Source organism: Sphingomonas sp. (genome assembly GCF_019242355.1).
GTDB lineage: Bacteria > Pseudomonadota > Alphaproteobacteria > Sphingomonadales > Sphingomonadaceae > Sphingomicrobium.
In genome coordinates, this window is sequence record NZ_JAFAVR010000006.1 from 1 (window position 1) to 12,748 (window position 12,748).

Annotated in this window: 14 protein-coding genes and 1 tRNA gene; 11 read left to right on the plus strand and 4 right to left on the minus strand. The window is 66.0% G+C overall.

Annotated features, from left to right (window positions below; all coding sequences use genetic code 11):
- Nucleotides 1–119 precede the first annotated feature (119 nt).
- From JOZ79_RS00130 to JOZ79_RS00140, 3 genes are read right to left on the minus strand one after another with little or no spacing between them, the layout of a single operon-like run.
- Nucleotides 120–1,193, minus strand: a complete 1,074-nt coding sequence (locus JOZ79_RS00130; protein ID WP_366514780.1) for an RluA family pseudouridine synthase — start codon at nucleotides 1,191–1,193, stop codon at nucleotides 120–122.
- A gap of 20 nt (nucleotides 1,194–1,213) precedes the next feature.
- Nucleotides 1,214–1,585 carry a ribose-phosphate pyrophosphokinase gene (locus tag JOZ79_RS00135; protein ID WP_294068911.1) on the minus strand — a complete coding sequence of 124 codons (372 nt, stop codon included), beginning with the start codon at nucleotides 1,583–1,585 and terminating at the stop codon, nucleotides 1,214–1,216.
- Nucleotides 1,582–2,211: a DUF4893 domain-containing protein gene (locus JOZ79_RS00140; protein WP_294068929.1), complete on the minus strand. Its 630-nt coding sequence runs from the start codon at nucleotides 2,209–2,211 to the stop codon at nucleotides 1,582–1,584. The genes JOZ79_RS00135 and JOZ79_RS00140 overlap by 4 nt, the downstream gene beginning before the upstream one ends.
- Before the next feature lie 198 nt (nucleotides 2,212–2,409).
- Here JOZ79_RS00140 and JOZ79_RS00145 point away from each other — a divergent pair, with 198 nt between their 5' ends.
- Together JOZ79_RS00145 and JOZ79_RS00150 are read left to right on the plus strand one after the other, a co-directional pair.
- Entirely contained in the window at nucleotides 2,410–2,631 is a 222-nt protein-coding gene (locus tag JOZ79_RS00145) for a hypothetical protein (protein ID WP_294068912.1), read from the plus strand.
- Nucleotides 2,628–3,224, plus strand: a complete 597-nt coding sequence (locus JOZ79_RS00150; protein WP_294068913.1) for a YdeI/OmpD-associated family protein — start codon at nucleotides 2,628–2,630, stop codon at nucleotides 3,222–3,224. The genes JOZ79_RS00145 and JOZ79_RS00150 overlap by 4 nt, the downstream gene beginning before the upstream one ends.
- 6 nt (nucleotides 3,225–3,230) lie before the next feature.
- Here the strand turns inward: JOZ79_RS00150 and phaC are convergent, their stop codons facing one another.
- A complete protein-coding gene (gene phaC, locus JOZ79_RS00155; RefSeq protein ID WP_294068914.1) occupies nucleotides 3,231–5,009 on the minus strand; it encodes a class I poly(R)-hydroxyalkanoic acid synthase in 1,779 nt (592 codons plus the stop codon).
- A gap of 18 nt (nucleotides 5,010–5,027) precedes the next feature.
- Here phaC and JOZ79_RS00160 point away from each other — a divergent pair, with 18 nt between their 5' ends.
- The 9 genes from JOZ79_RS00160 to JOZ79_RS00200 form a co-directional block, all read left to right on the plus strand.
- Nucleotides 5,028–5,648 carry a trimeric intracellular cation channel family protein gene (locus tag JOZ79_RS00160; RefSeq protein WP_294068915.1) on the plus strand — a complete coding sequence of 207 codons (621 nt, stop codon included), beginning with the start codon at nucleotides 5,028–5,030 and terminating at the stop codon, nucleotides 5,646–5,648.
- 31 nt (nucleotides 5,649–5,679) lie between these two features.
- A complete protein-coding gene (locus JOZ79_RS00165; RefSeq protein ID WP_294068932.1) occupies nucleotides 5,680–6,855 on the plus strand; it encodes an LL-diaminopimelate aminotransferase in 1,176 nt (391 codons plus the stop codon).
- Between the two features lie 79 nt (nucleotides 6,856–6,934).
- Nucleotides 6,935–7,516: a hypothetical protein gene (locus JOZ79_RS00170; protein ID WP_294068917.1), complete on the plus strand. Its 582-nt coding sequence runs from the start codon at nucleotides 6,935–6,937 to the stop codon at nucleotides 7,514–7,516.
- A 2-nt stretch (nucleotides 7,517–7,518) separates the two neighbouring features.
- On the plus strand, nucleotides 7,519–8,004 hold the full coding sequence (locus tag JOZ79_RS00175) for a DUF2721 domain-containing protein (protein WP_294068919.1): 486 nt from the start codon (nucleotides 7,519–7,521) through the stop codon (nucleotides 8,002–8,004).
- Between the two features lie 53 nt (nucleotides 8,005–8,057).
- The gene (locus JOZ79_RS00180; protein WP_294068921.1) at nucleotides 8,058–8,795 is read left to right on the plus strand and encodes a hypothetical protein; all 738 of its coding nucleotides are present in this window, start codon (nucleotides 8,058–8,060) and stop codon (nucleotides 8,793–8,795) included.
- 92 nt (nucleotides 8,796–8,887) lie between these two features.
- Nucleotides 8,888–10,639, plus strand: coding sequence for a single-stranded-DNA-specific exonuclease RecJ (gene recJ / locus JOZ79_RS00185; RefSeq protein ID WP_294068923.1), 1,752 nt, complete (start codon nucleotides 8,888–8,890; stop codon nucleotides 10,637–10,639).
- A 39-nt stretch (nucleotides 10,640–10,678) separates the two neighbouring features.
- A tRNA-Glu gene (locus tag JOZ79_RS00190) sits at nucleotides 10,679–10,754 on the plus strand.
- Nucleotides 10,755–10,850: 96 nt separating this feature from the next.
- On the plus strand, nucleotides 10,851–11,771 hold the full coding sequence (gene cyoA, locus JOZ79_RS00195) for a ubiquinol oxidase subunit II (RefSeq protein ID WP_294068925.1): 921 nt from the start codon (nucleotides 10,851–10,853) through the stop codon (nucleotides 11,769–11,771).
- A 2-nt stretch (nucleotides 11,772–11,773) separates the two neighbouring features.
- A partial coding sequence (locus JOZ79_RS00200) for a cbb3-type cytochrome c oxidase subunit I (RefSeq protein ID WP_294068927.1) occupies nucleotides 11,774–12,748 on the plus strand: 975 nt, incomplete at its 3' end.

Sequence of the window (12,748 nt, forward strand, 5' to 3'; positions counted from 1 at the left end):
CAGATTCGTGTAAGCGATGGCGACGCCGAGCAAGAATATGACGACGCCGCCGAGCCGCACCAGCGAGTAGATCGCCAGGCGGCTCTTGTAGACCGCATCGTCGTCGATCGGCGGCGGGCTCATCGCCGCTTCGCCTTGGCCCAACCGCCGCTGCGCGACCGCCGCTCGCCGCGCCGGTTCGCCGGCTTCGCTGCCCGCGGTGCAAGCTGCTTGGGCGGAGCGCGTGGCGGCAGGTCGCCCGACGCTGCGTCGAACCCGATCATTGCCAGAGTCTCGGCGAAATGCGCCGGAAGCTCGGCCGAGACGTCGATCTTGCCGCCGGTCGGCGAATCGATCCGGATCCGGCGCGCGTGGAGGTGCAGCTTGCGACTCACTCCGCCCGTCAGGAACGCGTCCGGCCCGCCATATTTGGCATCGCCGACGATCGGATGGCCGATCGAGGCCATGTGGGCGCGGAGCTGGTGCGTGCGCCCGGTCAGGGGCTGGAGCTCGACCCAGGCGGCACGATTGCCGGCGTTGTCGATGACTCGCCATCGGCTCTTCGCTGGCAGCCCATGCTCCTCGCTGATATGCATCTTTTCCCCGCCCGTGCCCGGCTGCTTGGCGAGCGGCGCGTCGATCTCGCCCTCGTCGGCCGATGGCACGCCGACCACGAGCGCCCAATAGATCTTGCGAGCGGTGCGCCCGGAGAAAGCCTTGGAGAAATGGGTCGCCGCGCGCGGGCTCCGGGCGACGAGGATCGCGCCCGACGTGTCCTTGTCGAGCCGGTGCACCAGCTTGGGCCGGCCGGCCTCGCCAGCCAGTCCATCCAGCAGCCGATCGAGATGCTGAGTGGTCTTGGTCCCGCCCTGCGTCGCCAGACCCGGCGGCTTGTTCAGCACGAATGCACTGGTATCTTCATGGATTACCATGTCGCGGACCAGCCGCACCTCATCCTCGGTCAGTGGCTCGCGCCTCGGTTGCGTGCGCGCCGGGCGAGCCGCCGCCGGAAGCTCCGGGGGGATCCGGATCTCCTGCCCTTCCTCCAGCCGATCGCCGGGCGCGGCCCGCTTGCCGGCCACGCGCAGCTGTCCTGTCCGGGCCCAGCGCGAAACGATGTTGAACGTGACGTCCGGCAAATGGCGTTTGAACCAACGGTCCAGCCGGATGCCATCGTCCTCGTCGCTGACGGTGAAGATGCGAACGTCGCTCACGCTGGGCCGATTAGCGGATGCTAACCTTCGCGTCCCGCCCAAAACTCGAAGGCCCGCTGCTGGACCTTCCGGATCAGCTTTGCCGCCGCAGGCCCCTCCCACAGTCCGGAGTAGCAATGCTTGGGCGCGCCGCCGATCCACCACCCCTGTCCTGGCAGGCCGTCGCTTTGCCGGACCACCAGTACCGCAAGCTCAGGTTCGCCCCGCTCTTCCGCCTCGTCGTCGACGAAGGCCAGCACCTTGCACAAGGCGCGCATCTTCGGCCGCGTGAAGCGATGCCCGAGGAGCCCAAGCACCTCCGAATATGTGATCGGCTCGCCGGCCTGGGCGGAGGCCACCAGGATCGCGCGCACCTCCGCCGGGTCCGCGAGCAGCCCGGCGCTTTCGCTCACTTCGGCTGGATTGCGACCGGCGTCAGTTCGAACACGTCCAGCTTCGAAGTGCTCTGCGGCCATGGGATCACCAACCGCCAGCGGAACGGCCCGACTCGCTCGAGCACGCCGGCCATGTCGCGCTTCGGGTCGTCACCATAGCCCAGCGGCTGCTGCTCGTCGCCGAGGGCCAGGCTGCCAAGGAAGATGAGCCGATTCGAATCGTCGTCCTCCCACAAGCGGCCCGCCGGCCGCTGGCTGCCCGTCTGCTTCACGATGGTCAGCAGGTCGCCTTCGATCTCGACGTAGCAGAAAAACGGCTTGAAGCTTTCATAGGCCTTGCTTGCCGGAGTCGCCTTGCCGAGCTTGATCAGCCGGCAATTGTAGCTTCCGGGAGTCGGCTCCGGCCGCGGCAGAGCGGCGCGCGGCCGCAACAAGTCGCCCTCATTGTCGATGTCCGTCGCAAATTCCTTGCGCGCGTCGGCAAGCGCCGATTGCCAGGCAAGGCCCAGCCGCCCGAGGCGGTCCTGGTCAGCGTCGGTCACAATCCCGCGCCACACGGACGACTTGGTCGGCGGCGGGGCAATGACTTCGGGAACCACGACCACCGGATGATGGGGCTTGGTCGCACAGCCCGTTGCCGCCATGGCGGTCACGAGTAGAACCGCATTGCGTGCGCACCGGGCAAATCGAACCATGACCACCTTTCCGAACCACCGACGAGTGACAGGACAAACCTTACGATTCCACTAATGCGCCCTTCACCATCTTGGTTGAATTGTCGCCGACCGTTTGATGAATAACGACGGTTTAACGGAACGCCGAATTGCTGCTATGCGCATCCGATGTTCAACCTTGCCTCGCTGATCATCGGGTTCGTCGCCCTGATTCTGGCGACGATCGCCTTCCTTCCATTGCTCGGGGCGGGTGAATGGCTGGTACTCCTGCTCGCCCTCGCCGGTGCTGGCGTCGGGACCGTCTCGCGCGGCAACGGCGGCCGTAACCTCAATCTGTTCGTGATCCTGGTTGCCGTCGTGCGGCTGACGCTGGGCCACGGCATCCTGTGAGTCGGGAGCCCAGGGTCGACGCCTATATCGCCAAGGCGCAGCCATTCGCCCGGCCGATCCTCAGCCATGTTCGGGAACGGGTGCGCGCCGTTCTTCCCGATGCCGAGGAAGCCGTGAAGTGGGGCATGCCCGCCTACACTGTCGGCGGGAAGATCGTCCTCATCACTGCCGCGTTCAAAGCGCATGCCGCATTGAATTTCTGGCGAGGGCAGGAACTGGAATCGAGTCACGCTTCCGTCGGTGCGATGGGCCAGTTCGGCAAGCTGAAGTCCGCCAGCGACCTCCCCACGGACACCGAGCTCGACCGCCTGATCCTCGAGGCCGCCGATCTGGCGAGAGCTGCCCCAGCGCCTCGCAAGGCGAAGCATCCCCCGAGACCCGCTCCCGAATTGCACCCGGATTTCGCCGCCGCTCTTGAGCAGGCGCCGCAGGCCAAAGCGGCGCTAGACGGTTTCGCGCCCTCGGCGCAGCGCGATTATCTCGAATGGATCGCCGAGGCGAAGCAGGACGCCACACACCAGAAGCGCATCACCACCGCAATCGAATGGCTGTCCGAGGGAAAGAAGCGTCACTGGAAGTATGAAAAATGCTGAGCAGGCCTACCGCTCCTTGACGTAAGTCCCGGGCGCGTCCGCAAGCGCCTTGGCCCTGCCCTTGCCGGGGACGCGAGCGCCGGTAGCCTTGACCGTAGCCGGGCCTTGCGCCTTCAGCCAGTTCAACCAGTCGGGCCACCAGGAACCCTTATTCTCGGTCGCCCCCGCGATGAAGGAGTCGAGCGTCCCGCACGGCGTCTCGTTGACCCAATATTGGTACTTCTGCGCGGCCGGAGGGTTCACGACACCCGCGATATGCCCCGAGCCGGCGAGCACGAAGCGCTTCGGGCCGGCGAAATGGTCCATGACCTTCCACACGCTCTGGGGCGGCGCGATATGGTCCTCGCGACCCGCCTGGATATAGACCGGAGTCGTCACTCTATCGATGTCGATTGCGACGCCCGCGACCGTGATGCCGCCCTTCTCCGCGAGCTTGTTCCCCTTGTAGAGCGTCTCGAGATAGTGCCGATGCCAGCCGGCCGGCAGGTTGGTCGTGTCGCTGTTCCAATGGAGCAGGTCGAACGGCGGCGGCTCCTCGCCCAACAGGTAATTGTTGACGACATAGTTCCAGATGAGATCGCGACCGCGGAGCAAGTTGAAGGTCGCGGCCATGTAGCGACCGTCGAGATAGCCCTTTTCGGCGGTCAGCTGGGTCAGCAGGCCCATCGTCTCGTCGCCTAGGAAAAGCTTCAAATCGCCCGCTTCTGCGAAATCGACCTGGGCGGTGAAGAAGGTCGCCGACTTAACCTTCGCCGCCTCGCCCTTGCTCTCGAGCAGCGCGAGCGTCGCGGCGAGCGTAGTCCCGGCAACGCAATAACCGATCGCGTGCACCGCTTCGACGTCCAGGATCTCGCGCACGGCGTCGATCGCGTCGATCTGGCCGCGGAGCACGTAATCGTCGATCGAGATGTCGGCGATGCTCTCGTCGGCCGATTTCCAGCTGACCATGAACAACGTGATGCCCTGGTCCACGCACCATTTGACGAAGCTCTTCTCGGGCGTGAGGTCGAGAATATAGAATCGATTGATCCACGGCGGGAAGATCACGACCGGGGTCTTGAGCACGGCGGACGTCGTCGGCGTATACTGGATGAGCTCATAGAGCGGCGTCCGGCGCACGACCTTGCCCGGCGTCGTTGCCAGATTGCGCCCCACCTCGAACGCGCCGGACTGGGTTTGCGTCAGCTGTCCCGCGGCAATGTCGCGAAGCATGTTCGACAGGCCCTTGAGCAGGTTTTCGCCGCGCGTCTCCAGCGTGCGCTTCAGCACTTGCGGATTGGTCAGCGCAAAGTTCGATGGGCTCATCGCATCCACGAAGCTGCGGGTCGCGAAGCGCAATCGCTCGCGCATCGTCGGGTCGAGGGTCTCGATCTCCTCGACCGTCCCAAGCAACTGGTCGGAAATCTGCAGGTATGTCTTGCGGATCGTGTCGAAGATCGGGTTCTCGCGCCATTCGGGCGCAGCGAATCGCCGGTCCTTGCGCTCGACCGCCTCACCCGCCGGAACCGCGCCGCCGAGCATCTTCCCCCAGGTCTCCAGGCCCTTCGCCCAGGCCTGGGCCCCTGCCGCCATCAGGCTCGCAGGATCGGGTGTCGCGACCTGCTCGCCGAAGCCAAATGCGGGCGGCGACCAGCCGGCGGCGAAGTTCGGGAGCGGCTGGTCCTTCTTCAGGCCCTGAGCCCAATATTCCATCAGCATCTGCTGCGCGCGGCCCATGACCAGCGTCCAGTGCTGCCAGTCCTCCAGGCTCGGGATCGCGCCGCCGGTTTCAGTCTCTTGCGCCATGCCGCTAGTGTAGTCCCCATGCCGCTGTCGCCGCAAATCCCGTCCGCTCTCGTTCTGCTCGATTATTTCGGCATCGCCGTATTCGCCATATCGGGCGCGCTCGTCGCGGCGGAACGGCGCCTGGACCTGGTGACGTTCATCTTCTTCGCGGTGGTTACCGGCGTCGGCGGAGGCACGCTGCGCGACCTGCTGATCGGAGCGCCCGTGTTCTGGGTCCACACTAACGGCACGTTGCTCATCTGCATGGCGGCGGCGCTGCTCGTCTGGGTTGCCAGCCATCGGCGCTTCGCTGGTAGCGCCCTCCTGTGGTTCGATGCCGCCGGAATGGCCGCCTACGCTGCCTACGGCTCTGCCAAGGCGCTCGGCTACGGCGTAGCACCGGTCCCCGCATTCGGCATGGGGGTGCTGACCGCCTGCGCAGGCGGCATCGTCCGCGACGTCCTTGCCGGCGAGCCGTCCGTGCTCATGCGCAAGGAGCTCTACGTGACCCCAGCCGCGCTCTCGGCGGGGCTGTTCGTCGGCCTGACCATTGCGGGGCTCGCAAGCTGGCCCGCGGCTGCGGCCTCGATTCTCGCCGGCTTCATCCTGCGCGGCGGAGCGATTGCGCGCGGCTGGTCGATCCCTGCCTACGGGGATTGATGCACTGAAAGGTCGCCGTATGACCGATCCAATGGACTCTGATTTCTACCGCATCCGCCGCCTGCCTCCCTATGTGTTCGCAGAGGTCAACGCGATGAAGGCGGCTGCCCGCGCCCGGGGCGAGGACATCATCGACCTCGGCATGGGCAATCCCGACGGCGCTCCGCCGCGGCATGTCGTCGATAAGCTGTGCGAGGTCGCGAGCAAGCCCAATGCCCACGGCTATTCGGCGAGCAAGGGCATTCCCGGCCTCCGCAAGGCGCAGGCCGCTTATTACCAGCGCCGCTTTGGAGTGAGCGTAGATCCGGAGACAGAGGTGATCGTCACCCTCGGCTCCAAGGAGGGCCTCGCCAACCTCGCGGAGGCGATCACCGCGCCGGGCGATGTCGTGCTTGCGCCCAACCCCTCCTATCCCATTCACACCTTTGGCTTCATCATCGCCGGAGCTGCCATTCGCTCGATCCCGGCCGCCCCAGGCGAAGATTTCTTCCGCCGGCTCGAGATGGCGATGCGTTACACGGTGCCGCGGCCAAAGGTGCTGGTCGTCGGCTATCCCTCCAATCCAACCGCTTATGTCGCCGACCTGCCCTTCTACGAGCGCCTCGTCGCCTTCGCCCGCGACAACGATCTCATCGTGATCTCCGACCTTGCTTATGCCGAAATCTATTTCGGCGATGAGCCCACCCCGTCGATCCTTGAGGTCGATGGCGCGAAGGACGTCGCGGTGGAGTTCACCTCCATGTCCAAGACCTATTCGATGGCCGGTTGGCGGATCGGATTTGCGGTCGGCAACGCTCGGCTGATCGCCGCGCTCGCCCGCGTGAAATCCTATCTCGACTATGGCGCGTTCACGCCCGTCCAGGCTGCGGCCGTCGCCGCGCTCAACGGGCCGCAGGACATCGTCGAGCAAAATCGCGCCCTTTACCGCAAGCGCCGCGACGTCCTGGTCGAAAGCTTCGGCCGAGCCGGCTGGCAGATCCCGGTCCCGCAGGCATCCATGTTCGCCTGGGCGCCAATTCCGGAGCGGTTCCGAAGCCTCGGCTCAATGGCGTTTGCCAAGACACTCCTGACCGAGGCTCATGTCGCCGTCGCGCCGGGTGTCGGCTTCGGCGAGGAGGGCGAAGGTTTCGTCCGCATCGCCCTTGTCGAGAATGAACAGCGCCTGCGCCAGGCCGCACGGGGCGTGAAGAAGCTATTGTCGGCCTGAACAGAGCGGCGGCTCGCCGTGGAACCTATCGCCCCGCGCGAGGGTTCGCGGCTGGAGGGCAAGAGATCGGACCGGCACCGTGACGACAGACGAAATCAGCCGCGATCGGATGCGCATCCGCGCTCGCGGCATGCGCGTCGCCGGCGTCCTCATCATCCTGCTGAGTGCCGGGGCGGCGCTTCTGCCTGCGGGAAAAGGCCTTTCGGCGGACGTGATCGGCGGGCTGCTGATCGCCGCAGGCCTCGTCGAAACGCTCGCGGGGACGCTTCGACGGGAGATTCGGCCCTACACGATGGCCGCCGGCGGAGTGACCGCCCTTGCCGGCCTGCTGTTCCTGGTAAACCCTGAAACGCACTTCTTCCCGATGGTTTGGCCGATCGTCGGTTGGCTGGTCCTCAGGGGCGTGATCCTCGGGATTGGCAGCACCCAGGCGCGCGGGTCGGTGCGGACCTGGACCGGCCTGTCCGCCGGAATGGACCTGTGCCTGGCGGCCCTGCTCATCGCCGGACTCTCCATCGCCACGATCGTCGTCAGCATCTTCGGCCCGACCGGACCGCTGATTGCCAGCTTCGCCTGGATCCTCGCCGCCAGCTTTGTCGTCAACGGGCTCCTGATGCTCGACGTCGCCAGCTGCGAGGACGACAACGCGATCGCCGCCTGAGGGTGATCGCGCCGCTTCCAACCACCGATCTGTCCGCGGCGATCGTCGGCGACATCGTCCGGCAGGCGGTCGCGCCGGTGTTCCTGCTGAGCGGCATCGGCGCCTTCCTCAACGTCTGCGCCTCGCGCCTGTCGCGAATCGTCGACCGCTCGCGCCAGGTCGAGCCGCTTCTTCTCGACAGCCGCGGCGCGGAGCATGACCGCTGGCTCGGTGAATTGCGTGTCCTGGACCAGCGCATGGGCCTCGTTTCCTGGGCGATCACCTTGTCGGTACTCTCGGCGGTGCTGGTCTGTCTGGTCGTGTCGCTGCTCTTCGCCGCAAGCCTCGTCCGCTACCACTTCGGAACCGCGATCGCCCTGCTGTTCATCGCCTCGATGATCGCGATTGGCGCCGCCTTCGCCGTCTTCCTGGTCGAGACCCGGGTTGGTTCCCGGGCCGTCCGCGTCCGGTCCGAGCTGCTCCAGCACGAAGCCGACGAACAGCGCTGACTGGACAGCGTTCACGGCCCCGCTAAACCTGCACAGAAGCAAGGGGGGCAACCATGCGTGCATTGATTCTCGGCGCGAGTCTGCTCGCGCTCTCGACGGCGTCCGCAGCGGCGGTTCCGCACAAGAAGGCTGCGGGACATAGTTCGGCCACGAAGGCGCCGTTCGTCAGTCATCCGGTTCCGGACATGAGCGCGATCTTCGCGATGTTCGACAAGCTGTTCCCGCCACAGCCGGACCCCGATCCGGCGCGCCTGGCCCTGTCACGGACGACGGCCGCTTCGATCTGGCCGACCGGCGCCTACGGCAACATGATGAGCGGGATGATCGGGAACGTCTTCGACCGGGCGATGCAGCTCAAGCAGTCGGATCTTCCCGGTGCGACCAAGACGGCTGCCGCCGACAGCAACTTGTCGCTCCACGATCTTGCAGCGAAGAAGGATCCCTATTTCGATCAGCGGGCGGCCGCGATTCGGCAGGTCATCGTCGACGAGACGGCGCAAGTCTCCGCCATCCTCGACCCGCGCATCCGCGAGGGGCTGGCGCGCGCCATGGCTCGCCGCTTCGACGAGCGGCAACTCGCCGACATCAACGCGTTCTTCGCGACGCCGAGCGGTCACGCGCTCGCCAGCCAGTACATGCAATTGTGGGTCGATCCCGACACCATGCGGGCGATCTTCGGGAGCATGCCCGAGATGATGAAGCTGACGCCGGACATGATGCAGAAGATGAAGGCGGCGGCCGACAAATACCCGTCACCGCCCAAGGCGGCGCCCGCGCACGCCAAGTCCTGATCGGACAGAACCGCTACGCCCCCGGGCCGGCTATCCACAGAATAACGACCGGCCCACTGGACCCGAGATTCCGCGGTCCATAGCTTAGACCGATGCAGGGCGCGCTGAACATCGATCGGTCGATCACCGGCCAGCCGTGGCGCTGGCGGCGGTCGAACGAGCCGGCGGCGGGCATGGACGTTCTCCTCGACGAACTCCTGCTCGCCCGCGGCGTCGCCCGCGACGACCTGCCGCGTCACCGCGATCCCCGCATCCGCGACTTCCTGCCTGACCCATCCTGCTTTCGCGACATGGACGTGGGTGCGAGGCGACTCGCCGATGCGGTCCAGGCCGGCGAGACGATCGCGATCTTCGGCGACTACGACGTCGACGGAGCGACCAGCGCGGCGCTTATGACGCTCCTTCTCCGCCGCCTCGGCGCCGATCCGATCGTCTACATTCCGGACCGGTTGATGGAAGGCTATGGACCGAGCGGTCGGGCTCTGGTCGAACTGAAAAGTCGCGGCGCCAGCGTCGCCGTCTGCGTCGACTGCGGCGCCCAGGCATTCGAGGCGCTCGAGGAGGCCACGGCAGGCGGGCTCGAGGTCGTTGTCGTCGACCATCACCAATGCGCAAGCCTGCTTCCCGTCGCTCACGCGCTGATCAATCCCAATCGGATCGACGAGAGCGAGGACGGCGCTGCCCATGGCCACCTCGCCGCGGTCGGCATGGCCTTTCTGCTGGGCGTCGCATTGCTTCGCGAGTTGCGCAGCCGCGGCGCCTTCGCTGAGGGCGACGAGCCGAAGATCATCGACCTGCTCGACCTGGTCGCCTTGGGCACGGTCGCCGACGTCGCGCGCCTCAAATCCCTCAACCGGGCGTTCGTCACCCAAGGGCTGAAGGTCATGGCCTCGCGACAGAATGTGGGACTGGCCGCGCTCGCCGACGCAGCCCGGCTGGTGAAGGCGCCGTCCTGCCGCGATCTCGGCTTCGCCCTCGGGCCGCGCATCAACGCCGGCGGCCGAGTCGGCAAGTCCGACCTCGGCGTTCGCCTGTTGACCTCGACCGATCCCGAGGAGGCGCGGACCATTGCCTCCGAGCTCGACCGGCTCAACGAGGAACGCCGAGCGATCGAGATGCTGGTCTGCGAGCAGGCGGAGGAACAGGCCGCGCGGCTCGACGGCGCGCCCGTGCTCACCGTCATGGGCAGCGGCTGGCACCCGGGCGTGATCGGCATCGTCGCCGGCCGGATCAAGGAGCGCTTCGGCCGCCCGGCGATCGTGATTGCCGAGGGCGAGGATGGCACCGGCAAGGGCTCCGGACGGTCGATCTCGGGAATCGACCTCGGCGCTGCAGTCCTTGCTGCAAAGGAGAGCGGGCTGCTGCTCGCCGGCGGCGGTCATGCGATGGCGGCGGGCCTGACGCTCCCACCCGGCGGGCTGGAGCCGTTCCGCGACTTTATCAATGATCGACTCGCTTCAGATGTCGAGAGGTCACGCGGCGACCGGGCGCTGCTGCTGGACGCATTGCTCGCGCCCGGCGGAGTGGCCGGAGCCCTCTGCGACGCCCTCGATGCCGCCGGTCCCTACGGCGCCGGCTGGCCTGCTCCTCGAATCGCAGCGGGTCCTGCGCGCCTGCTCAAGACGGCCATCGTCGGGAACGGGCACGTGCGCGGCATCGCTTGCGGCGATGACGGCCGCAGCTTCAAGTGGATCGCCTTCCGCAGCGCCGACAGCGATCTGGGCCAGGCGCTGCTGTCCTCGGCCCCTGACCGGCGCTGGTGGCTTGCCGGCACCATCAAGCGCGACGAGTGGAACGGCGGCAACGCCGCTGAAATGCACCTCGAGGATGCGGCGCTTGCTTGACCCTTCGGGGCCCCTCGCCTAACCGCCACCCCGCCTGACGGCCCCATCGTCTAGCGGTCTAGGACGTCGCCCTTTCACGGCGAAAACACGGGTTCGAGTCCCGTTGGGGTCACCACGGCCAGTAATTGGTCCTGTCTCGAATACGTATTAATACAGGACTGACTTTCGCGTCATTTCGTCTAGAGCTCCAATCGGGAAGCGGCGGGAACTCATGAAGACATTCGGCGGTATCGATGAGGTTGGCGCAAGGCGCGCGATCGGCGCCGCGGCGCTCGCCGTTCTCGTGGGCGGCTGCGCTCAGCACGGCATCCTCGATCCGGTGGGACCGGTCGCCAGCGCCGAAAAGCAAATCCTGATCAATTCAACGGCGATCATGCTGGCCATCATCATCCCGACGATGCTCGCCACCGCGGCCTTCGCCTTCTGGTTCCGACGCGGCAACACGCGGGCGACGTACATGCCCGACTGGGAATATTCGGGTGCGATCGAGCTGGTCGTCTGGTCGATCCCGGCGCTTACCATCATGCTGCTGGGCGGCATCGCGTGGATCGGCAGCCACGACCTCGACCCGGCCAAGCCCCTGAGCTCGACCAGGCCGCCGCTTCATGTCCAGGTCGTCTCCCTCGACTGGAAATGGCTGTTCATCTACCCCGACCAGGGGATCGCGACGGTCAACCAGCTCGTCGTTCCCGCCGGCACGCAGGTCTCCTTCGACCTCACTTCGGCGACCGTCTGGAACAGCTTCTTCGTCCCACAAATGGGATCGCAGATTTACACCATGCCGCGCATGACGACGCGCCTGAACCTGGAGGCGGACAAGCCGGGCACCTACCCGGGCCTCTCCGCGCACTTCAGCGGCGACGGCTTCCCCGGCATGCAATTCAAGGTCCAGGTCCTCCCAGCCGATCAGTTCGGGATGTGGGCGCAAGGGGCTCACGGCCAGGGCAAGGCGCTCGATACGAACGGCTATGCGGCGCTGTCGAAGCCCAGCAGCTACGTGCAGCCCATCACCTACGGCGCCGTCGCGCATGGCCTCTACGACGCCATCGTCGCGGACAAAGTGCCGCAGCTTCATCTCCCGCAGGCCGCTCCGCCCGTGCGGCAGGCATCCGCAGTACCGGCCGGGGGCTAGGAATGTTCGGAAGACTCACCTGGGACGCAGTCCCGTTCAACCAGCCGATTCCGCTCATCACCTCGATCGTGGTGTTGCTCGCGGTCGTGGCCGCGGCGGTCTGGATCACCCGCAAGGGCTGGTGGCCCTATCTGTGGAACGAGTACATCACCTCGACCGACCACAAGAAGATCGGCATCATGTACGTCGTCCTCGCGCTGCTGATGCTGGTGCGCGGGTTCGCCGACGCGATCATGATGCGCGCCCAGCAGTCGCTCGCGATCGGCGCTTCGCAGGGCTATCTGCCGCCCGAGCATTACAACCAGATTTTCTCCGCGCACGGCACGATCATGATCTTCTTCATGGCGATGCCGATCATCATCGGCTTCATGAATTTCGTCGTGCCGCTGCAGCTCGGAGTCCGGGACGTCGCCTTCCCGACGCTCAACAATGTCAGCTTCTGGCTAAGCGCGTCGGGAGCACTGCTGGTGAACGTCAGCCTGTTTCTCGGCGAGTTCGCGCGCACGGGCTGGCTCGCTTTCCCGCCGCTCAGTGAAAAGGCCTTCTCGCCCGGCGTCGGCGTCGACTACTATCTCGTCGCACTGCAGATATCCGGCGTCGGGACGACCCTGACCGCGGTCAATTTCGTGACCACCATCCTCAAGATCCGCGCCCCGGGCATGAGCTATCTGCGCATGCCCGTCTTCTGCTGGACCAGCCTGGCCTCCAGCCTGCTGATGCTCGCTGCTTTTCCGGTGCTGACCGCGACGCTCGCGATGCTCATGCTCGACCGCTACCTCGGCTTCCATTTCTTCACGAATGACGGCGGCGGAAACTCGATGCTCTACATGAACCTGATCTGGGTCTGGGGGCATCCCGAGGTCTATATCCTCGTGCTCCCCGCGTTCGGCATCTATTCCGAGGTTGTTTCAACATTCTCGGGCAAGCCGCTGTTCGGCTATCGCTCGATGGTGATCGCCACGATGTTCATCTGCATC